We start from the raw sequence: 22799 nt of genomic DNA on the forward strand, positions 1-22799 counted from the left end.
GCGACGCAGCCGTCTCACACCTCGAAGCGGGAGGCTCCCGGACCGATCTCCCGCTCCACGGATCCGCACCGGACCCGGGCGGAGGTGTTCGCGGGGATCCGCACCTCGAGCAGCTGCTCCCCCTGGTCGTAGCGAATCCGGACGTCCCCGCGGATCGTCGGGACCGTGCCGTCCATGTAGGTGAGCGGACCGGGCTGCGGGGTGATCTCGAGCCGGGCGGCACCCGGAGCGACGGCGCGCACGCCGAGCACCCAGCGGGCGATGACGTTCACGGGCGCCGTGCCCCAGGCGTGGGAGCAGGTCATGTTCGGTTTGAGGGAGGGATCCCAGGCCTCCGGGACGATGCTCGCGCCCAGATCGTCGAGGAGATGCAACCAGCCCCGCCCCACGCGAGACGTCATCAGTGCATGCGCCTCCTCGGCGCGGCCCAGGGTGAACAGTGCATCCAACAGGAACTGAGCGCCGTACACGCTCATGCGCATGCCGCGCCCGGCCAGGAAGTCCCCGAGCTCGTCGTGGCGATCCGGGGGTGCCAGGCCCAGGGCGACGGGGATCGCGCTCGCGTGCTGGGAGGCGTGCTCGGTGCCGAGGCCGTCGCGGTAGGTGCCGTCCTCGCGCACCAGGAGGGTCTCGATCCCCTCGCGCATCCGTGCCCCGAGCGCGGCGTGGTGGTCGGCCTCGCTGCGACGACCCAGCACCGTGCAGATCTTCGCGAGGGTCTCGTGCGCGGCGGCCTGGAAGGCATTCAGCACGGTGTTGGCGGAGGTGAACTCGAAGTCGTCGCGGCAGCTCTGCGGCCAGTCCACGAGGTCGGCGTCCCAGGCGCTCGACGGGCCGGGCTCCTTGTGGATCAGTCCGTCGGCCCGCAGGTGTCGGTCGTAGTTCGCGCGCCGCCACAGGTCGAGATCGGAGCGCAGCTGGGCGTCGTCCCCGGTGGCGAGGTAGTCCTCCCAGGCGGTCAGCACGGGCATGAGGTGGTACTCGGCGGGCCAGGTGGGCCGGCGGGTGAGGAACTCGGTGGAGGCGCGGGCCAGCGCATAGCTGCGCTCGCAAGCGTACTGGGAGCGCTGGTTGACATAGGCGTCACCCTCGTAGGGCCCGCGCTCGCGGGCGGGGGTGTCGAGATAGAGGTCCAGGGAGGTGGCCTCGATCGAGTACCGGCACAGCTCGTGGACGCGATCCAGATCCGGCTCGGACGAGTAGAACCTCCCCGTGTGCTGCGGGGCGCTGCGCAGGATCACGGGGGTGACCTGCAGCTCCTCGACCTGCCCATCGAGCAGGCACAGCTCGCCGTAGCGGAAGGCGCGATATCCCCAGTGCTCGACCGTCTGGGCGCCCTCGCGGAGGGTCCAGGTCTCCTCGTACACGTTCCCGGTGGGCAGCGAGGAGATCACCCGCCCACCCGCATCGCGCTGCTCGCCCAGGCGCACCTCGACCCGGGTCCCGCTGCGGCCGGCGCACTCCACGCGCAGACCGCCGACGATCTCTCGTCCCAGGTCGAAGGACCAGATCCCGTACTCGAGCTCGAACAGATCCACTTTCTCGCCATGCACCTGCTCGAGGTTCACGGTCGCAGCAGCCGGCGGGTCGGGCAGGGGCGGGGCGGCGCTCGCCGGGGCCCAGCTGGAATCGTCGAACCCTGGCAGCGTCCATCCGACGGGCTCTTCGCGCAGGTCCCAGTCCTCGGCGGGGGCGAAGTACCACCCGCCGCCGATGTTCCGATCCCCCGGCAGGAGCCGATCTCCCGGGAGGGCGCGCCAGGTCTCCGGAACGGTGACGTGCTCGAGCCGAGTGCCGTCCTCGAGGATCACGACGAGACGGGCCGCGAACTGACGACCCTCCTGAGCCCAGGCGAGGGCCGCGAGGGCGTTGGGACCGGGCCGCAACGCAGAGGTGACGTCATGAGTGTGCAGACGAGGCCGGTGATCCGGGCTGCGCACGCTCCCGTGGCCGGTGACCTGCCCGTTGACCCACAGCTTGTAGACGTGCTGGCGCCCGCCGCGCGGGCCGGCCGCTCCACCAGGACCGCCCTCGGGCGAGAGACCGAGCGCCTCGACGAAGGCCGCCCGGATCGGGGCACGGGGAAGCGCGACCTCCGTGCGCAGCAGGGCCCAGGGTGCGGAGACGTCGGCCCATATCGGCGTGGCATCCCACCGGTCCGGGGCGCTCATGAAGGACGACGGACGGGACCAGTCCCCGGGTTCTGTGGTGCTGACCTGCACGCGCCACCAGTACGGGGTGGAGGGGCCCAGGGGCAGCCCCTCCACCAGCACCCCGGTCGATTCCGCGGAGAGGACCACGCCCGAGTCCCACAGCGGGGCATCGAACGCAGGGGCATCGGCGATCTGCAGGCGGTAGCTGCGCTGCAGGGCGTCCCCGACCATCGGCACGATCCAGGAGAACCGTGCCGCCTCCCCGCGGACGCCCGACGCGCGCTCCTGGAGGTTCAGCAGAAGACCACTCGGGCGTGTCCTCACCGGCATCGGGCGCCGCCCCTTCGCTCGTCATGAAACGACTCAGGAAGGCTAGCAGGCGGCCGCCTCCCGCCCTGCTCACACATGTAGTCATTGACAACACTGTTGGCGATGTCTACATTGGTTTTCCGTTGTCATCCTCGAGCACACGCCCGACGAAGGAGGCTCCTATGAGCTCAGAGACCGATCGCGCGGAGATCATCGAACTCTTCGGCAGGTACGCCGATATCGCAGACATGAAGAGTTTCGAGGAGCTGCCCCGCCTCGTCCACACCGACCCCATCACCCTCGACTTCGAGTCCGTCGCCGGGATCCCTCCCATGCAGGCCCCGCTGGATGACTACGTCGAGGTCCTCCGGGTGTCCTTCGAGCCATTCCTCGCGACGCACCACGCCATCACGGGCCATGTCGTCGACATCGACGGCGACCACGCGACGGCGCACGCCCACGTGCGCGCCGAGCACTGGACGGCGAACGAGAACGTCGGCGACGAGTCGAACCGTTGGCTGGTCGTCGGCTTCTACGACAATCGCGCGGTGCGCACCGAGGTCGGCTGGCGGTTCAGCCACGTCACGCTCACCGCCACCTACCAGGAGAACGCGCACCTGCTCACGCGCGGTGTCGACGAGGGCCATCACTAGGCTCGAGCCCATGCTGCTCCTCCTCGACCTCGACAACACTCTGGTCGATCGTGACCGCGCCTTTTCCCGGTGGGCGGAGCCGTTCGTCGCTCAGCACCGGGGCGACAGGACAGACCTGGAGTGGTTGCTCGAGACCGATGCGCACGGCTACACGCACCGGGCGGTGCTCGCCGACGGCCTCATCGACCGCCTCGGCCTCGCGACCACCCGGGACGATCTTGTACAGACCCTCCTGCTGGACCATGTCCCTTTCGTGCGCTGCTACGACGGTGTCATGGACCGCCTGCGGGACCTTCGATCCGCCGGCCACACGCTCGTGATCCTCACCAACGGCACCGTCGAGCAGCAGACCCGAAAAGTGGAGCTGAACGGGCTGGACGCTGCGACCGATCGGGTCGTGATCTCGCAGGCGGTCGGCGTGAAGAAGCCTGCGCCCGAGATCTTCGCCGTCGCCGTGCAGGGTTTCTCGACCGACCGCGTGCCCTGGATTGTCGGCGACCAGGCCGAGGCCTGCATCGCCGGCGGTCGCTCCGCAGGCCTACGCACCGGATGGGTCGACCACGGCCGGGACTGGACGGGCGGGGAACGCCCGACGGCATCCGCCCCGACGACCGTCGAGGTGCTCGACCTGATCGCAGAGCTCGACGGAGCCGACCATGCCTGAGCCGCGGGAGGTCCGGATCGACGGAGACACGGTCCGCCGCCCACGGAAGCCATGGACCGAGACGGTGCATGCCCTCCTGAGGCACCTCCGCGAGCAGGACCTCCCGGTGCCGGAGCCTCGGGGCATCGACGACCGCTTCGAATACGTGAGCCTGGTTCCAGGACTCGGCGGAGACGGGGCCTGGCCCGACGGGGTCTCCGCCGACGGTGCACGATCTCTGGGCCGGCTCCTACGCAGGATCCACGACGCAACACGTGGGTGGACCCCGCCCGCCGACGCGCAGTGGTCTGTCCCCCACGGTTCGGCATCGACTATCTGCCACGGCGACCCGAAGCCCGGCAATGTCGCGTGGATCGATGGGCGGGCGGTCGGGCTGTTCGACTGGGACGCCGCCAGACCAGGCGCCCCGGTCGCCGACCTCGCCTACGCTCTCCTCTGGACGACACCCATCGATGTCGACCCGACAGGGCTGCAGGTCACGGCAGTGGAGGCAGCTCTTCGTCGCGAGCGCGCCGCCGCCCTGCTGGAAGGTTACGGCTGGTCCGGTCCGCTCGACATCGTCGACGTGGCCGTGCGCCGCCACGAGCTGGCAATCGACGAGGTGGAGTGGCTCGGCGAGCGGGGCCACGAGCCCCATGCGAGCTGGGTAGCACAAGGTTGGCCAGGTCGCTGGCGAGACCTGCTGCCGACCATGCGCGTGGCAGCACGCAGCGCCTTCATAGACTGACCTCGATCTCATCGATGACATCGACGACGAGAAGCAGTCACGACATGTCGTTCAGGTCCCGACGACGAGGGTCATCGCGGAGTCGACGCACTGCCATGATGCCTACCACTCCCGCGGCGAGGTACGCGATCGCATCGGCCACGATGACCCCACTGCCGACGCGCTCGGCAAGCACCCCGGCCAGGCCGATCGCGGCGATCTGAACCACCGACGCAATCCCCCAGAACACGCTGAACACCCGACCCCTCAGCACCGATGGACTCTGAGTCTGCAGCAGTGTCCCCTGCATCGCGGCGACCACCGCGAACGGCGCTCCGGCGAGCGCCGTGAGCACCACGGCCGGCCAGAGGACCGGATGCACATGCGGGTAGGTGAAAACTGCGAGCAGCAGGACCCCCGCGGTGAATGCCGCGGACACGAGCAATGGGAACGCATCGCGCCGGTCGGCGACCCAGGTCGCCCAGAGGGAGCCGAGGACCCCGCCAACGGCCTGGGCCGACAGGATCCAGCCCAGGGCGTCCGGTCCGGCATTCAGAAGCTCGCGGGCGAAAGGCGCCAGTAGGGCGGAGACAAAGCCTTCTCCCAATGCCATCAACGCGACGACCGGCACCAGCGCACGGAGAGCCGGATGACGGCTCACCAATGCCGCGCCATCTCGCCATTGCGCGATCATGCCCGGTCGAGCAGCACAGCTCTCCGTCGATGGACGCCGGTGATCGACCGCGGCGACCAGCAAGGCGGAGAGGCCATGGCACACCGCCACGGTCCAGATCGCGGCAGGGAAGCCGGCCATGGCGAGCATCGTGCCGCCTACCGCCGGCCCCACCAACCGGGCGAGAGAGTTGTTGAGCGTGTTGAGGCTTGCAATCTCTCCGAGGCGGTCCGTGGGCGCGAGCTCCGGCAGGAGAGCATGCTCGGAGGGGCCGACCAGCTGGCCGAAACAGTTGCGCACGAACGACAGCGCGGCGATCCACGGCCACGCCTCGACCGCGAGATACCCGAGCGTAAGGATCATCAGGGCGAGGTTCGCTCCGAGAAGGATCCGGCGCCGGTCCCACCTGTCACTGACCACACCGGCCACCTGCCCGAGCAGGACAGGGGGTAGGGCGGCGGAGAGCACCGTGAGCGCAGTCGCGGCCGGTGATCCCGTGCTGTCGAAGACGACGAAGGGGAGCACCACGAAGAGGGCGTGGTTCCCGAGCCAGGCTACGAGACCAGCTCCCCAGACCAGGGCGATGCGCCCGTCCCACAAGAGGCTTCGGGGACGATATTCGTGGGGCGACTGCCGCGGAGGTCTGGGCATGGTGAGACCTTCACGCCTACCCTGGGTGAAATGGGAGAGCAGAATTCACCTAGCCGGCCTGCGGACGAGTCAGTACGTCCGGGCCGCGCCCCGTGGGACGACATCGATGTCGAATCCCTGCACACGGTGACGGATCCTGCCCAGGTCGCGATCCTCGCCGATCCGCGTCGTGTGCGGTTCATCCGGCCGTTCCTGGCGCGCGAAGCGACAGTGAGCGAGGTCGCCGGGGAATTGGGGGTCACGGCGAACTCCCTGCTGTACCGAGTGCGGCGGATGACTGACGCCGGCCTGTTGCGCGTGGTCGAGGAACGACCCCGCACGGGGCGTGCCATCAAGGTGTACCGCTCGAGCTACGACGGCTACCGGGTGCCGATGTCTGCAATGCAATACGACGATCTGCGTCACCGCGTCGACGCCTACGGACGCCCGCTGCTGGACGATCTCGCACGCGCATACACGACGGCTCTACGCGACGCCCCGCACCACGACCGCATCATCGCCCGCAACAGCGCCGGAGAGGTCTGGACCACCGATCTGCTCCCGACGAAGACCCGACGTGGAGAGCCGCTCGTCTTCGCGGACTCCGTGCTCTGGCTCGATCGCCGTCAGGCCGAGATCGCTCAACGTCATGTCCACGAGGCGCTCGAGGCCGCGCTCAGCGCGGACGACTCGGAGCACTCCGCCGGCCCTCGGGCTCCCTATCTCGTCATGGGGGCCGTACTCCCCCTTTCCGACGAGTGATGATCCAATGAGCTTCGACGTGCGCCGCTCATCCGGTGACGTCCCGCGCGATCTCGTGCATCTGGTCGAGCCGAGCCCATTCGTCGTCGTCCGTGCCGGCGTAGACCAGGGAGATCCGGCCCGCGTACCCGACATCCTGCAGCACGCTCAGCGAGCGGGTGAGGTCCTCCTCGTCGAGCACGCCGGGTGAGATCTCGCGCGCCTTGACCTGGGAGCACTCCGCCTCGCCCGCGACGGCAGCGATCTGCTCGTACTTGTCGTCCCCGCCCCAGTTCCCGGTGTCGATCAGGAGCCCGACCTCGCCGTCGACCTGGTCGAGCAGCCGTCGCGTGGTGGCTGCGTCCACGAGGAGTGACTTCCAGTTCTCGGTGATCACTCGGATGTCCGGGTGGGACGTCGCGAGCGCACGCAACCGACGGGCGCTCAGTGCGAGCGTCTCGTCCGTCGGCTCCTGGTCGCCGGCGGGCACCCGCACCCTCGGCGCGCCGAGCTGCTCGGCGACGTCGATCCAGCCCGACAGCCACCGCTGCTGCTCCTCCCCCTGCTCGGGGTGGATCACGTCCCCGTCGTCGACGAGGAAGCATTCGAGGTCCACTCCCGCGGTGTCGAAAGCGTCGCGCAGCTCCGCGAGATAGGAGGCCTCAGTGCGGGGCAGGTAGAAGTGGCACAGCTGGGCGCTGACGAAGCCGTGCGCGGCGAGCTGTCCGGGCAGCTCGAGCAGGGGCAGGCCGTCAGCGCTGTCGTGCTCGGTCAGGACGCCCGACGGCGCGGAGCCCGGCGCGACGTAACGGCCCATCGTCCTGAACAGCGACCAGGTGTGCAGGGCCTTGGCGGGGTCGAGGGCATGAGCCATGGGATCTCCTGTGATCGAGGTGCCGGGAACGAACCCCGCGCGACAGACCTCCATCATGTCGTGACGGGGTGGCGCGGGAAACCATCCGACACCCCCGCTACGGTGACTCCGTGGGGCGGGACGGGCCCGCGTACCCTCGCCCCATGACCCCCGACGCGGCCGATGTCGCTGCTGCGACACCACCCGTCAGGGCCCACGCAGCGGCACGAGCCCTCGGCGTGAGAGAGCTCGCAAGCTGGTGCGCCGAGATCCTCGTCGGCGCGCTCGACCTCACCGACCAGGATCGCCATGATGCCCGATGGATCGCCGGGAAGGCCTGGACGGGCTGGGGCGACCCTGACTCCTGGTCCGGCCGAGGACTCGACCATTGGCCCCGTGTCTGGGCGGCCCGCACGCTGCTGCACTCGTGGGACCCGGTCGCGACCCTCGCCGTCGAGCAAGGGCTGGCCGATGAGGCCTGGAGGGTGCGGGAGATGTGCGCGAAGGTCGTCGCCCGCTATGAGGTGGGTTCTGCCGCACCGGAGTGCGCCCGCTGCGCGGAGGGCGATGCGGTGCCGCGTGTCCGGGTGGAGTCCCTGCGTGCCCTCGGCGCCGTCGGCGAGATCGAGCACGCCCCGTCGGTCCTCACCGCTGTCCACCACGAGGATCCCACGGTCGTACGCGCTGCGGAGCGAGCGCTCGAACGGATGGAGGCACGGCTGGACCGGCCCGTGACGTGATCTCGCGGCCCGGCCGGGCACCCCCGCGCCGAGCACAGTCGGTCGCCGGGAACTGCGTTGCACGCCCCGACGGTCGGCCCTACTGTCGACGCGTGCACACCACTGCGGCCACCCGTGCCCGTCGAGCCGCCGCGGACCTCGTGAGGTCCTTCGGCCTCGAGGTGGAGCGGGTCATCGACCTCCACGACTCCAACAAGCTCACCGTGCACCTGCTGCCCTGCGACCTGGTCGCTCGCATCGGGCCTGCCGCCCAGGGAGGCGCTCAGGCCGAGGTCGAGCGGGCCCTGTGCCTCGCGGAGGTCGGAGCACCCGTCGGCGCGCTCGACCCCCGCACCCCACCTCAGGTGCAGAGGCGCGACGGCTTCGAGATCACGCTGTGGACCCACCACGCGCCCGACGAGTACCGGGTCCTGCCCGCGGCCGAGTACGCCGCGGCCCTGACGCAGCTGCACGCCGGGATGCGCGCGGTGGACCTCGAGTTGCCTCACTTCACCGAACGTGTCGCCTCCGCGCTCGCCCTGCTGGACGACCCGGGGCTCACCCCGGGCCTGGCCGGCCCCGACCGCACCTTCCTCCGCGAGACCATCGCCGACCTCTCGGCGGAGATCGCCGGGCGGGGCGGGCAACAGTTCCTGCACGGCGAGCCCCACCCCGGCAACGTGCTCGAAACAGCCGACGGTCCGCTGTTCATCGACCTCGAGACGTGCTGCATCGGCCCGGTCGAGTTCGATCTCGCCCACGCCCCCGCGCAGGTCGCAGCGCACTACCCGGCTGTCGACGCCGCACTGCTCGAGGACTGCCGGATCCTCACTCGGGCGCTCGCGACGACCTGGCGCTGGGACCGCGAGGACGATCTGCCCGAGGGGAAGCTGCTGGGGATCGGCTGGCTGCAGCAGGTCCGGGCTCTCATGACCCATCGCCGCAGGCCTGATGCGCCGCGGCCCACCCTCACGATCCTCTGCGGCCTGCCCGGCAGCGGGAAGACCACCGAGGCGGACCGGATCGTCGAGGCCACCGGGGCTTTCCGTCTCAGCCCCGACGACTGGCTGGAGCTGCTGGACGTCTCGCTCTGGCAGGAGGAACTGCGCGACCGCATCGAGCAGCTGCAGTGGCAGATCGGCCGGGAGCTACTCGCTCAGGGAGTGTCCGTGGTCGTCGAATGGGGCACCTGGGGGCGCGAGGAGCGCGACCAGCTGCGGACCGAGGCGCGAGCGCTCGGCGCGCGGGTCGCCCTGCGCTTCCTGGATGCCGATGACGAGGAGCTGCTGCGCCGTGCGAGTGCGCGGCGGCGGGAGGAGCCCCCGATGCTCCGCGAGCACTTCACCGAGTACCGGACGAAGCTGCAGGTGCCGACGGCCGAGGAGCTCGCGCTGTACGACCAGTACTGAGCCCGCGTCGCAGGACGATCTCGACGATGATCAGGTTGAGGATCCAGCCCAGAGTCTGGCCCACCGGGATCATCGAGGCCGCGCGGTCACCGAGACTCGCCGGGTCGGCGTCGGTGAGAGGAATCTGCGCCAACAGGAGCAGCGGAGTGAGCAGGCGCGACGTGACGGCGAGGAACGTCAGCGCGTAGTTACGCATCATCCAGGCCCGGTGCGCGGCGAAATCCCTCCGGCGGGCCGCGCGGTACGCGAGCACTCCTGTGATCACCCACAGCACGGCCGCGGTGGTCAGTCCGATCTGGGTGAGCAGGCGGCCCGACCAGATCGCGACCGGTATCGCGCAGAGGGCCGACGGCGCGACGCCGAGGAGGAGATAGGCGCGCCCGATCGTGCGGTGGATCCGTCGGCGTCGTCGAATCCTCGGGATGAACTGCAAGGGTCCGAGCACGAGCGCCAACGCCGCCGTGGCGATGTGCACCACCAGGAGGGCGTACTCCACGGCGGCCTGCACTTCGAGCCGGCTGTCCGCACGATCCAGGCCCAGATACGGGAATGCGAGCCCGACGCTGAATCCGATCGCGACCACGAGCAGCAGCCATCCGGTCCGGCTTCGCATTCCGGCCTCCTGTGTCGACGAGCGGCGGTCGACGCCCACGGCGCCGACGGTCCCGGCAAGTCTTCGCCGAACAGCGATGTCGCGCGTCGTGCAGGAGGCTGAGAGTCCCGTACGCAGGCTGTCGCAGACAGCGACGGGGAGGGTACGTCGCGCCGCGTAGGGCGTCGCGCGAACGTCCCGCGCTCGAGGTCGACCTCGCCCGGGCCGCTTGCGCGTCACAGGAGCCGCAGCGACTTACCGGCAGAGCAACCGCCACCGGGCCGGCCCCTAGCGAAGATCCGAGCCCCCTCGGGCCGCCAGCACTGGGTCCCGCGCCCGCGCCAGATCCGCGCGACCGTCGCGTTGCCGATGCTCGCCAACGTTCCAGAGGACCGGTGCGTCAGGCCCGTCCCGTCCCGATGGGCGCCGAACCACCCACCGCCAGGATATTGACGACACGCGGAACTAGCTCGGCAGAGCGGTCGCCAAGACCACGAGCAGCCGTCTGTCTCACCGCGTGTCGAGTCAGGTGCCCCACGACGGCCAGGGCGGGAATCCGGAACGGGGCAGCGACCAACCGGGAACACGGTCGAACTGGCCGTGTGAATTCTCTGAAGGACACTTGTTGCCCTCGATGGGGACTGCGGCGCGGTCGTGAGATCCCTTCTGGCTGCGCGCTTGCTGAGGGCGCTGGTGAGGAGCGCGTAATTCGTGCCATCGAGAGGGAGCGTGACGTCGGCCCCAGGTGGCTCACCCATCGGGAAGGGCCGCCAGCCAGGAGCCGCTCGTGAGATACCGATCCACAACGGTCGGCCTGAGCAGCTCTTCGGTCGCCATCGACACAGCTCCCTGGACGCCCGTCAGGTCTCCGAGCGTCGCCTGGTCGATCCTGACCTGCGCGCTGGAGCGCGGGAGGGCGTCCGCATAGAGCCCCGCACGAATTCCCGCGGACAGCGAGCTCCCCGTATCCGAGAGGTAGCCCCACGTCATGATGGACCCCGGCCCCAAGAGCGTCACCAAGGACGCGAGGGCCTGACCGATGTGGACCCCGGCCTCCCGTATCGCGCCGACGGCCTGCCCGTGACCCTGATCTACGAGTGCCACGAGATCGCGCACGTGATCCACCGCGACTCCGGCGGCACGCATCTGTCGCACCAGCGCATCGCCGGAGGCGACCGCGTTGAGGCACCCTCTCCCGCCACAGCTGCACATGGCATCGGATCCCGCGATCTTGAGGTGTCCGATCTGCCCTGCCAGGTTGCCGGCGCCGCGCAGGGGGTGACCGTCGACGAGGATGGCCGCGTCGATCAAGGTCCCAAGTTTGACGCACGCGAAGACATCCGGCGCCGGATCCAGGCGCGCGTACTCGGCGCGGGCCATGACGCTCACATCGCGGTCGAGCAGCGCGGGGGCCTGAAACCTGTCTCTCACCTGCTGGAGCACGGACTCCTCGTCCCACGGGGCTCCTGAGATACTCCCCGTCGGCCCGAAGTCCATGAGCTCGCTCGGGCTCGGCAACGCCAAACCCACGCCCGCGACGATCGAGCGCGGCATGGCTCTCGCGCGCATCCCCTCCAGCGTGCGGAAGAGCTCGTCCAGAACCGCCGATGGCCCCGCTGAAACGGGGGTCTCGACCAGGCACTCGTCGATGATCACCCCTTCCAGGCTCGCCACCGCCACCCGTGACCCGGTGAGCCCCACATGCATCGCGAGCACCACGTGCCGGCCCGACGCGAAGCTGACGAGCTGGGCCGGGCGGCCACGGTGACCCGACATCGCCGGGCCGTCCTCGACCAGTCCCTCGGCAGCGAGGTGGAGGAGCCGTTGGCGGACGGTCGAGCGCGCGATGCCCAGGTCCGCGGCAAGCCGACTGATCGTGCTGCCGCCTCCTGCACGAAGGTGCGCGAGCACCTCACCGCTGCGCTCCATCGTGGCGGGTGGCCGGGGCTGCTGCGCCGGCGCAACGTGACCCATGGACATCGAACTCCCCCCGGTACGGCTGGCGGATCGTCATCGTCGTGCCTCGCGACGACGCCGAGGCGCCAAGCCTAGCGCCCCGGCCGCTTTCTGTTGACGCTCGCCATAATGGTGCCTACGATCGCCATTATGATCCGGGTCACTCGACGCCCGGAGCCCAGAAGCTCTAGCCACCCGGACAGCGATCGCAAGGAAGGTGAGCTCCCATGCGGCGACGCACGGCACTCCAGGGCGTGGCGGCGAGCTCACTGCTCGCCCTCGGGAGCAGCAGCTGCGCCCTGCAGAGCGTGCCGGCTGGCACAGATGGCAACGGCGTGACGACTCTGCGGATGTGGCACTACTACCAAGGCCAGCAGAAGGCGTGGCTCGAGGACGAGGTCGCACGCTTCGAGAAGGCGAACCCGCGGACGCGGATCGCACTCATCGACGTGGTGGGCGAGCAGCAAGCGCAGAAACTGTTGGCATCAGTCTCGATCGGCAACGGACCCGACCTGCTCATGAACAACATCGTGGTGGACTTTCCCGTCCTGCGCGCCGCAGGCGTCATGAAGGACATCACCGAGGAGTGGGAGACGTTTTCGGATAGTAGCCAGTTCCCCGAGGCCACGGCCTGGCGCAACGACGGCCGCGTCTACAACCTGCTTCCCTACACGAATCTCATCGGCATGTACGCCCACACTGATGCCCTCGAGGATGCGGGAGTGGAGGCGGTGCCCAAAACGCTCTCCGCCCTCGAGAGCGCGATGCAGAAGGTGGCGGATAGGGGTACCTTCGATCCGCTCGCCATGGCCGGCTCACCGGACATGGAAGGGGCATGGCTGTTCGCTCCCCAGCTTCTCGGCCTCGGGATCGACTACTGCAACTTTCGCGGGCCCGCCGTAGAGGACGCCTTCCGTCGTCTTGCCCGATGGCGGGACGAGGGTTGGCTACCGCAGGCTACCGCCACCTGGTCGCAGACCGATGCTTGGCAGCAATTCATGACGGGGCGGTACGCCTTCGCCCTGAACGGCAACTGGAATCTGGGTAACGCTCGTGAATCGGGCTTCACGTTCGAGACCGCTCGGTATCCCGCGCCGGACGGGGGAACGAGCCAGGTGTACCCCGGAGGAGAGGGAATCGCCATCGGCGCCCAGACGAAGTACCCCGACATCGCGTGGAGCTTCATCGAATCCGCCTTCCTCTCCGCGCGCGGAGCGCGCGCCGTCAACAAGATCGCCGGGTCCATCCCCGTGCGCGCCGATGTCGCCTCCTCCGAGCAGCTCGCAGGGGATGCCGACGTCGCACCCTTCGTCGAGGCCTCCCGACACCAAGCCCGGTGGCCGGACAACGAACGCACTGCCGACATGCAGCGAGCCCTCGGCGAAGCCGTGAGCGGCGTGGTCTCCGGCCAGCTATCAAGTGACGAGGGCGCACGCAGCGCGGTCGACGAGATCGCCGCCGCGCGGGCGGACGGGGGCGGCTCGTGCTGACGGACACGCCCCATCGCCACGGCGGCACCCGCCGAGCAGCCGGACGACGACTATTGCCACTGCTCCGTTCCCAGCCGATCGGGTACCTCCTGCCCGCGGTGCTGATCCTGGCAGCGTTCGCCCTCTGGCCCCTCGTCGTCCTCGTGCAGATGTCTCTCAGCGAAGTCGGGCCGGCAGAGATCGTTGGGCACTGGTCCTTCGCCGGGCTCCGTAACTTCGTCGACGTCCTCGGGGACACCGAGACCTGGAAGGCGATGCTTCGCACGATAGCGCTGTGCGCGATCCTCGTGGTATCCAACCTGGTGCTCGGATTCATCGCAGCCACCGTGCTCTCGACGGCCGGGCGCACGGCGACCGTCGTCCTCGGCATCCTCGTCTTCGTATGGGCGTTGCCACCGCTCGTCAGCGGCAGCGTATGGCGCTTCCTCCTCGATGACACCGGCACGATCAACGCCATACTCGGCCTGTTCGGACTTTCGCCCGTGAACTGGCTGAGTGACCCGGCCCTCGCACTGTGGAGCGTCTCAGCAGTGGTGGCTTGGGCGTCCCTCCCGTTCTCGATCCTGATCATGCGCGGCGGCCTCTTGGCAGTGAACCCAGAACTCATCGAAGCCGCAGCGATCGATGGGGCGGGCTTCTGGACGACGCGCTGGAGAATAGTCCTGCCCCTGTTGCGGCCCACGTTGTGGATCCTCGCCGTCATCACGGTGCTGTACGCATTCCGGTCCTTCGACTTCTTCTACGTGATGACCCAAGGGGGGCCCGGGACGTCGACGAACACGCTGCCGGTGCTCGCTTACTACACGGCGTTCACGAACTTCGACATGTCCACCGGAGCGACGATTGCGGTGGTCTCGATGATGGTCGTCCTCGTCTTCGCAGTCCCCTATGTTCGCACCGTGAAGAACGAGGAGACATCATGATCTCTCGCCCGCTCAAGCGTGTGTTCACGGTCCTCGCGGCCGCTCTCGGCCTGGCCTACCTTCTCCCGCTCGTCTGGGTCATCCTGACAGCGTTCAAGACGAACAATGCCGTCCTCAAGAATCCGAACTCGATCTTCTTCCGGCCCACCCTCGAGACCTTTCAGGCGGTCATCGGCGATGGGTTCGGCGCGATCCTCACGTCGCTGCAGATCACCGTCGGCGTCACCGTGCTGGTGCTCGTCATCGGTGTCCCCGCGGCATATGCGCTCTCCCGCCATGCAGATCCGGTGTGGAACAGGGTGGCGACCATCGGCCTGGCCCTCCTCCTGATACTTCAGATGGTGCCGCAGCCGATGACCGTCATCCCTCTGTTCAGCGTCCTCGCGAACTGGCATGTCATAGGGACGCTATCAGGCCTGATCCTTGCCGATCTCGCTCTCTTGTTGCCCTACGCGATCATCGTCTTGCGGCCCTTCGTCCTCGCGATTCCGAACGTCCTGTACGAGGCGGCGCGCATCGACGGGGCGAGCTCGGTGCAGACGTTCTTCCGGTTGACGATCCCGATGTTGACCAACGGAATATTCACTGTGGGCGCCATCATCTTCATCACAGCCTGGGGAGAGTTCGTGTATGCGATCAACTTCCTGCCTGAAGGCACTGTGCTTCCGGTCAGTGGGCTGCTCGCTCAGCAGAACTCCCAATACTCCGCGAACTGGAACTCGTTGATGGCGCTCGCGGTCCTCACCGCGCTGCCGCTTCTCGTCGTCTTCCTCTTCACGCAGCGGCGACTGATCAACGGGCTCTCCCTGGGCGCCGTGAAATGAGGATGACATGACACCTGCTCCCACAGTGGCCCTCGTGGGGTCACTCGACACCAAGCCCGCCGAGTACGGCGCGATGTGCGCGCGGCTCGAGGCCACGGGAGTCCGTTCCCTCCTGATCGACGTCGGTGTGCTCGGAGAACCAGGGATCGCACCGGACGTCCCGCGGGATGCCGTTGCGCGCTCCGCAGGTGCGACCATCGCGGAACTCGTCTCCTCCCACGATCGCAATGCGGCGATCCAGACGATGGCCGACGGGGCCAGCCGACTCATCGCGGAGCTCGTCCGGACGAAGCGCGTCTCGGGCGTGCTGATGGTCGGCGGCTCCAACGCCGGGTATGTGATGGCGAGGATCACGGAGAACCTTCCCGTCGGGGTCCCGAAAATGCTGGTCAGCACCATCGCGGCGGGGGACACGCGCCCGTACGTCGTCGCGCGGGATCTGACGATGATGTACCCCGTGGTCGACATCGAGGGGCTCAACACGGTCTCGAGCGGGATGCTCGCACGAGCCGTCGACGCGATGGCGGGCATGGTCCGAGGAACACCCGTGGCCGCGGGCCAGACCCACAGGCGCCGCGTCGCGCTCAGCATGTTCGGGATCACCACCCGGTGCGTGGCCGCCGTCCGGGCGCAGGTCGAAGCCGAGGGCTGGGAAGCTCTGGTCTTCCACGCGACAGGTGTTGGCGGTGCCGGTATGGAGGCGATGATCGACGACGGAGTGATCGGCGCGACCATCGATGTGACCACCACAGAGCTCGCGGACGACCTCGTCGGCGGCGTCTGCTCCGCGGGCGCGGACCGTCTGACCGCGGCCGGTCGGCGCGGGATCGCGCAGGTGATGAGCTCGGGCGCGCTCGACGTCGTGAACTTCGGCCCGATGGACACGATCCCGGAGCGTCTGGCCGACCGGCAGATGATGGCGCACAACCCGAACGTCACGCTCGTACGCACCAGCCCCGACGAGAACGCGGAGCTCGGTCGGAGAATGGCCGCCCGGGTCAATTCCTCGCTCGGCGCGGTCTCGATAGAGATCCCAGCCCGCGGGTTCTCCCAGATCTCCGAGCCGGGCGGCCCCTTCCACGATCCCGCAGCGGACGCCGCTTTCATCGACACCTTGCGTGCCGAGCTGCGCGAGCCGGCGCACCTGCATGTCCACGACCTCGCTATCGAGGACTCCCGCTTCGCGGAGCTTCTCGCCACCTCCTTCGCAGACATCACCTCACAGTGAAAGGCAGTCATCCGTGAATACTCGGACAGACATCATCGATCAGTTGCGCGCGAAAGTGTCGTCAGGTCGCCCCATCATCGGAGGCGGTGCAGGAATCGGTCTCAGCGCCAAGTGTTCGGAGGCCGCGGGACTGGATTTCATCGTCGTCTACAACTCGGGGAAGTTCCGCATGGCGGGGCGGAGCTCGATGGCGGGCCTCATGCCCTACGGGGACGCGAACCAGATCGTGATGGACATGGGAGCCGAGATCCTGCCCGTGGTCGAGACGATCCCCGTAGTCGCAGGAGTCTGCGGCACGGACCCCTTCAGATCCATGCCTCGCTTCCTCCGCGAGATCAAGGACGCGGGATTCGCCGGCGTGCAGAACTATCCGACGGTCTGCCTGTTCGAGGGAGCGATCCGCGCGAACCTGGAGGAGACAGGACTGGGCTTTCCCAAGGAGGCCTCGATGATCGCGGCGGCTCGAGAGCTGGACCTCTTCACCGCGACCTACGTCTCCGACCCCCACGAGGCCCGCACGATGGCGCAGGCGGGTGCGGACGTCCTCGTGGCACACATGGGTCTGACGACAGCGGGGATGATCGGGGCCCAGACGGCTCGGAGCATGGCCGACTGCAAGGCAGCGATCGCCGACATCGCCCGAGCGGCCCGGCTCGAGCGCCCGGACGCGCTCGTGATCTGCCATGGCGGCCCGATCCACGGGCCCGACGAGGCCGAGGAGATCCTGCACGATGTTCCCGGCATCGACGGCTTCCTCGGCGCCTCGAGCATGGAACGCCTCCCCACGGAGCGCTCGATGGTCGAGCACATGCGCCGGTTCACCCACATTCCGCTCCCGGACGGTCCGGAGAGCACCGATCCCGGGACCAGGAGCTGACCCCATGTACAGAATGACCATTCTCTACCCGATGCCCCCGGATCCCACGGCCTTCAGACAGCATTACCTGGAGCACCACGTCCCCCTGGCGAAGAAGATGAAGGAACTTCGCCGGTGGAGACTGCACTGGCTCGACGACGAGCCCGGCGATCCCTCGCCGTGGATCCTGGTCGCGGATCTGTGCACCGAGGACGAGGCCGCGATGAACAGGATGCTCTCCTCGCCCGAGGGCGCGGCCGCCCGCGCGGATGTCGCGTCGTTCGCGACGCAGCCCGTCCAGTTCCTCCGTGGAGAAGAGCAGGAGGTCGATCCCTCATGACCACACCTCCCGACAACGGGCTGTGCATCGCGGTGCTCGGACTCGGCTTCGGCCAGAAGTTCGTGCCGATCTACCTCAGCCACCCGGCGGTGTCCCGCGTCGTCCTCGTGGAGCCGGACGACGCGCGACGCGCCGAGGTCGCCGCCAGGTACGGCGTGACGCAGGGGTACCGCGGCATCGATGAGGCACTCCTGGACGACCAGATCGACGCCGTCCACATCCTCGCTCCGGTGCCGTTCCACGCCGAGTACGCCATCCGGGTCCTGGAGGCTGGCAAGCACTGCGCCTGCGCGGTGCCCGCCGCGACCACGCGGGAGGATCTGGAGCGCCTGATCGAGACCGAACGGCGCACCGGCATGCGCTACATGATGATGGAGACATCGGTCTACGGGCGCGAGTTCCGCTGGGCAGACGCTCTGTACCGCGAGGGAGCCCTCGGGGACGTGACCTTCTATCGCGGTGTGCACATCCAGAATCTCGACGGCTTCCCGAGCTACTGGCAGGGCTTTCCCCCGATGCACTACCTCACGCACGCGCTCTCCCCGGCCCTCGCCCTGCTCGGCACCAGCGTGGAGAGCGTTACCGCTCACGGGTCGGGTCACCTCGACGAGGCGACGCGCGCCGCCGGCGGCTTCGACAATCCCTTTCCGACGGAGGTCGGCGCCTTTCGCCTGAGGAACAGCGACGTCATCGCCGACGTGCAGATGTCCTTCTTCCGCACGGCACGCGAGTACCTCGAGGGGTTCTGGCTCTACGGCAGCCGCATGGGTCTCGAATGGCCCACCGAACAGGAGGGACCGATGCTCGTGCACACGATGAGCGGCCCCGTCGAAGGCGGACGCGGAAATCGGACGGAGGTCAGCGAGGTCGAGCCCCCCGACAAGCTGGACCAACTCACCGAAGAGCTTCACACGTTCGTCCACGACACCGTGATCCAGCTTCCCGGCATGGCCGAACCAGTGAGTGTCGGCGCCGGGCACGGCGGATCCCACCCGTACCTGGTCGACGAGTTCGTCACTGCGATCACAGAGGGCCGACGTTCCCGGATCGACAGTGTGCGCGCCGCCGAGTGGACCCTCCCGGGCATGTGCGCGCACGAGTCAGCGATGAGTGATGGAGCGCGCATCGACGTGCCGCGTCTCTGCTGAGGACCAACCGACGACAAGGATGAGCAACCAGGCTTCTTCGGTGTCCTCGGTGTCGTCATGGGGCCAGTGTTCGGAATGCTCGTCGCCGACATGGTGGACGAGGAGCCGATCCCGGCGCCGCAGGCCCCCTGGCCGCCGCCTGATCCTGGACGTACGCTTTCCCGCGGCGGGCCCCGGTCGCCCTCCCGCGACACCGCCGACCACGAGGAGTGATCAGAGATGCAGTACTCCCAGCTCGGACGCACCGGAGCGACCGTCTCCCGGCTCGTCCTCGGCACCATGAACTTCGGCCCCCACACCGCGGAGGAGGACGCCTTCGCGATCATGGACCGCGCACTCGAACAGGGCGTCACCTTCTTCGACACCGCGAACGTGTACGGCGGGAAGGAGCACCGGGGCTGGACCGAGGAGATCGTGGGCCGCTGGCTCTCGCGGTCCGGCCGACGGGACGAGATCGTGCTGGCCACCAAGGTGTTCGGTGAGATGGGGCCAGGCGCCAACGATCGCGGGCTGTCGGCCCTGAACATCCGTCGCGCCGTGGACGAGTCCCTGCGCCGCCTGCAGACCGATCACATCGACCTCTACCAGATGCACCACGTGGACCGCTCCGCCCCCTGGGAGGAGATCTGGCAGGCCATGGAGCTGCTGGTCGCGCAGGGGAAGATCAGTTACGTGGGCTCCTCGAACTTCGCCGGCTGGCACCTCGCCCAGGCGAACGAATCCGCCCGCGCCCGCCACTCGCTGGGACTCGTCTCCGAGCAGTCGCTGTACAACTTGTTCTCCCGGGACGTCGAGCTGGAGGTGCTCCCCGCCGCCGAGCACTACGGGATGGGCGTCATCGCCTGGTCGCCTCTTTCGGGCGGCAAGCTCGGTGGCCGCTCCGAGAAGGGCGTGCGCCGCGGCACCGCCGATCGTCGCCACGATCCCGCGGACCTCACGGAGCAGCTGGACCGCTGGGAGACCTTCTGCAATGAGCGGGACCTCGCCCCCGGTCAGGCCGCCCTCGCGTGGTTGCTGCATCGCCCCGGTGTGCTGGGACCGATCATCGGTCCGCGCACGATGGATCAGCTCGACTCCGCGATCGCCGCCGTCGACATCTCACTGTCGGACGAGGACCTCGCCGTGCTCGACGAGATCTTCCCGGGCCCGGGCGGCCCGGCTCCGGAGGCGTACGCCTGGTGACCACGTGCTCGGTCACGGGGCCGGCCGCGTCCGGCGCTGAGGTCCGGTTCAGCGCCCGGGACTGCTGACGCGAGGCAGGTGCATTCCCGGGTCAGTATCTGTCCGGCGCCCCCGGCAGCCGCGCCGCGGCGCGCTCGACGATCGGCCCGCGACCCCGTCGGACCTTCTCGAGCGTGCGCGCGACCTGGTCCGGGTCGGCGCCGGGACTCTCCGGGGTCCCGGCGTCGAACGGCGGATGCGGGTCGTACTCGATCCCCAGCTGGATGCGTCGGGCGGTGTCCGCCCCGTACCACTGCGCGGCCACGGTCAGCGCCAGATCGATGCCGCTGGTGACGCCGCCGCCGGTCAGGAGGTGGCCGTCCCGGACCACGCGCTCCTGGACCGGGATCGCCCCCAGGATCTCGAGCAGCGGGAGGGAGGCCCAGTGCGTTGTGGCGCGCTTGCCGCGCAGCAGGCCGGCCGCCCCGAGGACGAAGGAGCCCGTGCAGACGCTGGTGACGAGGCGGGCACCGGCTGCCTGCCGGCGCAGGGCGTCCAGCGCCGCCGCGTCGTCCATCAGCGCGAACGCGCCCTGTCCCCCGGGGACCAGGAGGATGTCTGCCTGGGGCGCGTCCTCGAAGGTGGTGGTGGGAAGGATCGAGAATCCCGAATCCGTGCCGACAGGGGCGACCTCGTGCCAGGCCAGCGAGATCCGAGCTCCCGGCAGTCGAGAGAGGACCTGGATCGGGCCCGTGAGATCCAACTGCGTGACGTCCGGGAAAAGCGGCGCGACGACCTGTACCTCGCTCATGGAGCGACTCTAGATGTTGCGGGTCATGACGTTGTGGTCACGGCGTATGGGATGAAGGAACGGGCCCCTGGACTGCACGATGGGTGGTGTCTAAGCAACCGTCTCGCAGGAAGAGGCCCGTTCCATGCACCACCGTAATGCGCCGCTGACCGTCGTTGGAAGGCAGCGAGCTGTCGCGCAGGTCATCGACTCCGGTCGCCCGATCGCCCACGTCGCGGCCGAGTTTCACATCGCTCGCACCACGCTCTCGAAATGGGTCGGCCGCTACCGCGAGCACGGCGACCCAGGCCTGCAAGACCACTCCAGCGCGCCGGCGAACCGCCCCACCCGCCTCCCGATCTGGGTGCTCGAGCTGATCGAGTCCTGGCGGCGGAAGAGGAAGTGGTCCGCGCGCCGGATCGCCCGCGAGCTCGCCGACGGCCACGGGTTCGCGTGCTGCGTGAGGACGGTGACGAGGTGGCTGGACCGCCTCGGCTTGAACCGGATCCGCGATATCACCCCAGACGGTGAGAACCTGCGTTCACCAGGGAAGATCACCGCCCGCTACCCCGGCCACATAGTCCACATGGACGTCAAGAAGGTCGGTCAGATTCCCGACGGCGGCGGCTGGCGGGCCCATGGTCGTGGCAGCGAACTGGCCCTCGCCGGCAAGCGCGCCCACAAGCAAAAGGTCGGCTACACCTACCTCCACTCCATGGAGGACGGCTTCTCCCGCCTGTCCTACACCGAGTCGCTCGAGGACGAGAAAGCGATCACGACCATCGGGTTCTTCCATCGCGCCCGCGTGTTCTTCGCCGCGCACGGCATCACCTGGATCACGCGGCTGGTCACCGACAACGGCAGCAACTACACCGCCTCAGCGTTTCGGCGATCGACCTGCGCTTTCATCTCCCGGCACCAGCGTACGAGGATCTACACACCTCGCCACAACGGCAAGATCGAGCGCTACCAGCGGATCCTGGCCGAGGAGTGCCTCTACGCCCGCCCCTACGGCTCCGAGACCGAGCGGCGCGAAGCGATCGCGATCTGGGTCCATCACTACAATTTCCACCGACCCCACACCGCCTGCGGCGACCAGCCCCCGGCCTCACGACTTCACACCGGCGTCGACAACGTCATGACCAACTACATCTAGAGGCCCCGCGCGACCGCGAACAGCGCCGCGGGCCGCCCCGCGCCTCAGGAAGCCTCCACGACCAGGATGTCGCCCGGTCGTGGACGGCACTCGCCTCCGTCTTCAGGGCAGGCGGTTCGCCGCCGCGAGGTTCTCGCGCAGTTCCGCGGCCGTCTGCCGCACGACGTAGGCGGGGCGGTCGCGCTCGACGCGCCAGGACTCGCTGAGCGGGCTGACGTCGACCGCGTCGAAGCCGATCTCGTCGTAGAACCGGGTCGCGAACTCGACCGCCGCGGGATCATCGCTCGAGACGGCGAGCGCCCGCCTGCCCTCCGCGCCTGCGGGCGCGGTGTCCGTGGTGATGTCTCCGGAACGGATGTGGTTGAAGGCCTTGACCACCTTGGAGGTGGGCAGATGCTCCTTGAGCATCTGCGAGGTCGTGGTCTCCCCCGTATCGAGCGCCGCGATGTGTCCGTCGCGCTCGAAGTAGTAGTTGTTGGTGTCCAGCACGATCTTCCCGGCGAGCGGTTCGACGGGGATCGCCGTCAGGGCGTGCAGCGGCACCGTCACCACGACGACGTCACCCGCCTGCCCGGCCTCAGCGGCCGTGGCCGCACGGGCCCTCGGCCCCAGCTCCGCGACGAGGTCGGCGAGCGTCTCCGGGCCCCGCGAGTTCGCGATGACCACGTCGTAGCCCGCCGTGATCGCGGCCCGGGCGACCTGGCTGCCGATATTGCCTGCTCCGATGATTCCCAGTGTTGTCATGCCTCTCGCAACGCGGCACGTCCGGCGATGCTTCCCGGATGACCGGGGGATGACACGATCGCGTCGCGGAGTCGGCGGCGC

22 protein-coding genes and 1 pseudogene are annotated in these 22799 nt (G+C 68.7%); 15 read left to right on the top strand and 8 right to left on the bottom strand.

All coding sequences use genetic code 11. The features are described from left to right. Positions 1 to 14: 14 nt before the first annotated feature. Entirely contained in the window at positions 15 to 2483 is a 2469-nt protein-coding gene (locus tag JOF43_RS03325; protein WP_209899067.1) for a family 78 glycoside hydrolase catalytic domain, read from the bottom strand. A 161-nt stretch (positions 2484 to 2644) separates the two neighbouring features. Between JOF43_RS03325 and JOF43_RS03330 the strand changes: the two genes are divergently transcribed. The 3 genes from JOF43_RS03330 to JOF43_RS03340 are packed head-to-tail and all read left to right on the top strand — an operon-like array spanning position 2645 to position 4506. After that, positions 2645 to 3115, top strand: coding sequence for a nuclear transport factor 2 family protein (locus JOF43_RS03330; protein WP_209899070.1), 471 nt, complete (start codon positions 2645 to 2647; stop codon positions 3113 to 3115). Between the two features lie 10 nt (positions 3116 to 3125). Next, positions 3126 to 3779, top strand: a complete 654-nt coding sequence (locus JOF43_RS03335) for an HAD family hydrolase (RefSeq protein WP_209899073.1) — start codon at positions 3126 to 3128, stop codon at positions 3777 to 3779. Next, entirely contained in the window at positions 3772 to 4506 is a 735-nt protein-coding gene (locus JOF43_RS03340) for a phosphotransferase enzyme family protein (RefSeq protein WP_209899076.1), read from the top strand. The genes JOF43_RS03335 and JOF43_RS03340 overlap by 8 nt, the downstream gene beginning before the upstream one ends. Before the next feature lie 37 nt (positions 4507 to 4543). On the opposite strand, the gene JOF43_RS03345 is transcribed toward JOF43_RS03340, so the two are convergent. Beyond that, positions 4544 to 5809, bottom strand: coding sequence for an MFS transporter (locus tag JOF43_RS03345; protein WP_209899079.1), 1266 nt, complete (start codon positions 5807 to 5809; stop codon positions 4544 to 4546). A 30-nt stretch (positions 5810 to 5839) separates the two neighbouring features. On the opposite strand from JOF43_RS03345, the gene JOF43_RS03350 reads away from it, so the two are divergent. Continuing rightward, the gene (locus JOF43_RS03350; protein ID WP_209899082.1) at positions 5840 to 6550 is read left to right on the top strand and encodes an ArsR/SmtB family transcription factor; all 711 of its coding nucleotides are present in this window, start codon (positions 5840 to 5842) and stop codon (positions 6548 to 6550) included. Between the two features lie 28 nt (positions 6551 to 6578). Here JOF43_RS03350 and JOF43_RS03355 read toward each other — a convergent pair whose 3' ends face one another. After that, positions 6579 to 7403, bottom strand: coding sequence for a sugar phosphate isomerase/epimerase family protein (locus JOF43_RS03355; protein WP_209899085.1), 825 nt, complete (start codon positions 7401 to 7403; stop codon positions 6579 to 6581). Between the two features lie 143 nt (positions 7404 to 7546). On the opposite strand from JOF43_RS03355, the gene JOF43_RS03360 reads away from it, so the two are divergent. Both JOF43_RS03360 and JOF43_RS03365 read left to right on the top strand, forming a co-directional pair. Beyond that, positions 7547 to 8122: a HEAT repeat domain-containing protein gene (locus JOF43_RS03360; RefSeq protein ID WP_209899089.1), complete on the top strand. Its 576-nt coding sequence runs from the start codon at positions 7547 to 7549 to the stop codon at positions 8120 to 8122. 92 nt (positions 8123 to 8214) lie between these two features. Further along, positions 8215 to 9510 carry an AAA family ATPase gene (locus tag JOF43_RS03365; protein ID WP_209899091.1) on the top strand — a complete coding sequence of 432 codons (1296 nt, stop codon included), beginning with the start codon at positions 8215 to 8217 and terminating at the stop codon, positions 9508 to 9510. On the opposite strand, the gene JOF43_RS03370 is transcribed toward JOF43_RS03365, so the two are convergent. The 3 genes and pseudogenes from JOF43_RS03370 to JOF43_RS23260 form a co-directional block, all read right to left on the bottom strand. Further along, positions 9443 to 10123 (bottom strand): DUF2306 domain-containing protein, encoded by a 681-nt coding sequence (locus JOF43_RS03370; protein ID WP_209899094.1) that lies wholly within the window; start codon positions 10121 to 10123, stop codon positions 9443 to 9445. The genes JOF43_RS03365 and JOF43_RS03370 overlap by 68 nt on opposite strands. Before the next feature lie 729 nt (positions 10124 to 10852). Then, positions 10853 to 11878, bottom strand: a complete 1026-nt coding sequence (locus tag JOF43_RS03375; protein ID WP_245354002.1) for an ROK family protein — start codon at positions 11876 to 11878, stop codon at positions 10853 to 10855. Positions 11879 to 11902: 24 nt separating this feature from the next. Beyond that, a pseudogene (locus tag JOF43_RS23260) lies at positions 11903 to 12082 on the bottom strand (helix-turn-helix domain-containing protein); the annotation flags it as partial. Positions 12083 to 12285: 203 nt separating this feature from the next. Here JOF43_RS23260 and JOF43_RS03380 point away from each other — a divergent pair. From JOF43_RS03380 to JOF43_RS03415, 8 genes are all read left to right on the top strand, one after another. After that, the gene (locus JOF43_RS03380; protein WP_209899101.1) at positions 12286 to 13548 is read left to right on the top strand and encodes an ABC transporter substrate-binding protein; all 1263 of its coding nucleotides are present in this window, start codon (positions 12286 to 12288) and stop codon (positions 13546 to 13548) included. Continuing rightward, complete coding sequence (locus JOF43_RS03385) at positions 13542 to 14471, top strand: carbohydrate ABC transporter permease (protein ID WP_209899105.1); 930 nt, start codon at positions 13542 to 13544, stop codon at positions 14469 to 14471. The genes JOF43_RS03380 and JOF43_RS03385 overlap by 7 nt, the downstream gene beginning before the upstream one ends. 20 nt (positions 14472 to 14491) lie before the next feature. Continuing rightward, a complete protein-coding gene (locus JOF43_RS22900; RefSeq protein ID WP_209899108.1) occupies positions 14492 to 15295 on the top strand; it encodes a carbohydrate ABC transporter permease in 804 nt (267 codons plus the stop codon). A 7-nt stretch (positions 15296 to 15302) separates the two neighbouring features. Beyond that, positions 15303 to 16523: a Tm-1-like ATP-binding domain-containing protein gene (locus JOF43_RS03395; RefSeq protein ID WP_209899111.1), complete on the top strand. Its 1221-nt coding sequence runs from the start codon at positions 15303 to 15305 to the stop codon at positions 16521 to 16523. 13 nt (positions 16524 to 16536) lie between these two features. Continuing rightward, positions 16537 to 17400 (top strand): phosphoenolpyruvate hydrolase family protein, encoded by an 864-nt coding sequence (locus tag JOF43_RS03400; RefSeq protein ID WP_342592075.1) that lies wholly within the window; start codon positions 16537 to 16539, stop codon positions 17398 to 17400. A gap of 4 nt (positions 17401 to 17404) precedes the next feature. Next, a complete protein-coding gene (locus JOF43_RS03405) occupies positions 17405 to 17719 on the top strand; it encodes an EthD family reductase (protein ID WP_209899116.1) in 315 nt (104 codons plus the stop codon). Further along, a complete protein-coding gene (locus tag JOF43_RS03410; RefSeq protein WP_209899119.1) occupies positions 17716 to 18867 on the top strand; it encodes a Gfo/Idh/MocA family protein in 1152 nt (383 codons plus the stop codon). The genes JOF43_RS03405 and JOF43_RS03410 overlap by 4 nt, the downstream gene beginning before the upstream one ends. Before the next feature lie 219 nt (positions 18868 to 19086). Next, the gene (locus tag JOF43_RS03415; protein ID WP_209899121.1) at positions 19087 to 20049 is read left to right on the top strand and encodes an aldo/keto reductase; all 963 of its coding nucleotides are present in this window, start codon (positions 19087 to 19089) and stop codon (positions 20047 to 20049) included. Positions 20050 to 20140: 91 nt separating this feature from the next. Here the strand turns inward: JOF43_RS03415 and JOF43_RS03420 are convergent, their stop codons facing one another. Further along, a complete protein-coding gene (locus tag JOF43_RS03420) occupies positions 20141 to 20839 on the bottom strand; it encodes a DJ-1/PfpI family protein (RefSeq protein WP_209899124.1) in 699 nt (232 codons plus the stop codon). 124 nt (positions 20840 to 20963) lie between these two features. On the opposite strand from JOF43_RS03420, the gene JOF43_RS03425 reads away from it, so the two are divergent. Beyond that, entirely contained in the window at positions 20964 to 21974 is a 1011-nt protein-coding gene (locus tag JOF43_RS03425; protein ID WP_209899127.1) for an IS481 family transposase, read from the top strand. A gap of 102 nt (positions 21975 to 22076) precedes the next feature. On the opposite strand, the gene JOF43_RS03430 is transcribed toward JOF43_RS03425, so the two are convergent. After that, positions 22077 to 22718: an NADPH-dependent F420 reductase gene (locus tag JOF43_RS03430; RefSeq protein WP_209899130.1), complete on the bottom strand. Its 642-nt coding sequence runs from the start codon at positions 22716 to 22718 to the stop codon at positions 22077 to 22079. Positions 22719 to 22799: the final 81 nt, after the last annotated feature.

Source organism: Brachybacterium sacelli, from assembly GCF_017876545.1.
Taxonomy (GTDB): Bacteria; Actinomycetota; Actinomycetes; order Actinomycetales; family Dermabacteraceae; genus Brachybacterium; species Brachybacterium sacelli.

Excerpts from the sequence above, each read along its gene's own strand:
- JOF43_RS03415 (WP_209899121.1), top strand. The coding sequence starts at position 19,087 with ATGCAGTACTCCCAGCTCGGACGCACCGGAGCGACCGTCTCCCGGCTC.
- JOF43_RS03340 (WP_209899076.1), top strand. The coding sequence starts at position 3,772 with ATGCCTGAGCCGCGGGAGGTCCGGATCGACGGAGACACGGTCCGCCGC.
- JOF43_RS03350 (WP_209899082.1), top strand. The coding sequence starts at position 5,840 with ATGGGAGAGCAGAATTCACCTAGCCGGCCTGCGGACGAGTCAGTACGT.
- JOF43_RS03395 (WP_209899111.1), top strand. The coding sequence starts at position 15,303 with ATGACACCTGCTCCCACAGTGGCCCTCGTGGGGTCACTCGACACCAAG.
- JOF43_RS03380 (WP_209899101.1), top strand. The coding sequence starts at position 12,286 with ATGCGGCGACGCACGGCACTCCAGGGCGTGGCGGCGAGCTCACTGCTC.
- JOF43_RS03345 (WP_209899079.1), bottom strand. The coding sequence starts at position 5,809 with ATGCCCAGACCTCCGCGGCAGTCGCCCCACGAATATCGTCCCCGAAGC.
- JOF43_RS03325 (WP_209899067.1), bottom strand. The coding sequence starts at position 2,483 with ATGCCGGTGAGGACACGCCCGAGTGGTCTTCTGCTGAACCTCCAGGAG.
- JOF43_RS03420 (WP_209899124.1), bottom strand. The coding sequence starts at position 20,839 with ATGAGCGAGGTACAGGTCGTCGCGCCGCTTTTCCCGGACGTCACGCAG.
- JOF43_RS03360 (WP_209899089.1), top strand. The coding sequence starts at position 7,547 with ATGACCCCCGACGCGGCCGATGTCGCTGCTGCGACACCACCCGTCAGG.
- JOF43_RS03430 (WP_209899130.1), bottom strand. The coding sequence starts at position 22,718 with ATGACAACACTGGGAATCATCGGAGCAGGCAATATCGGCAGCCAGGTC.
- JOF43_RS03355 (WP_209899085.1), bottom strand. The coding sequence starts at position 7,403 with ATGGCTCATGCCCTCGACCCCGCCAAGGCCCTGCACACCTGGTCGCTG.
- JOF43_RS03330 (WP_209899070.1), top strand. The coding sequence starts at position 2,645 with ATGAGCTCAGAGACCGATCGCGCGGAGATCATCGAACTCTTCGGCAGG.
- JOF43_RS03335 (WP_209899073.1), top strand. The coding sequence starts at position 3,126 with ATGCTGCTCCTCCTCGACCTCGACAACACTCTGGTCGATCGTGACCGC.
- JOF43_RS03425 (WP_209899127.1), top strand. The coding sequence starts at position 20,964 with ATGCACCACCGTAATGCGCCGCTGACCGTCGTTGGAAGGCAGCGAGCT.
- JOF43_RS03370 (WP_209899094.1), bottom strand. The coding sequence starts at position 10,123 with ATGCGAAGCCGGACCGGATGGCTGCTGCTCGTGGTCGCGATCGGATTC.
- JOF43_RS03410 (WP_209899119.1), top strand. The coding sequence starts at position 17,716 with ATGACCACACCTCCCGACAACGGGCTGTGCATCGCGGTGCTCGGACTC.
- JOF43_RS03375 (WP_245354002.1), bottom strand. The coding sequence starts at position 11,878 with ATGTCGGGTCACCGTGGCCGCCCGGCCCAGCTCGTCAGCTTCGCGTCG.
- JOF43_RS03405 (WP_209899116.1), top strand. The coding sequence starts at position 17,405 with ATGTACAGAATGACCATTCTCTACCCGATGCCCCCGGATCCCACGGCC.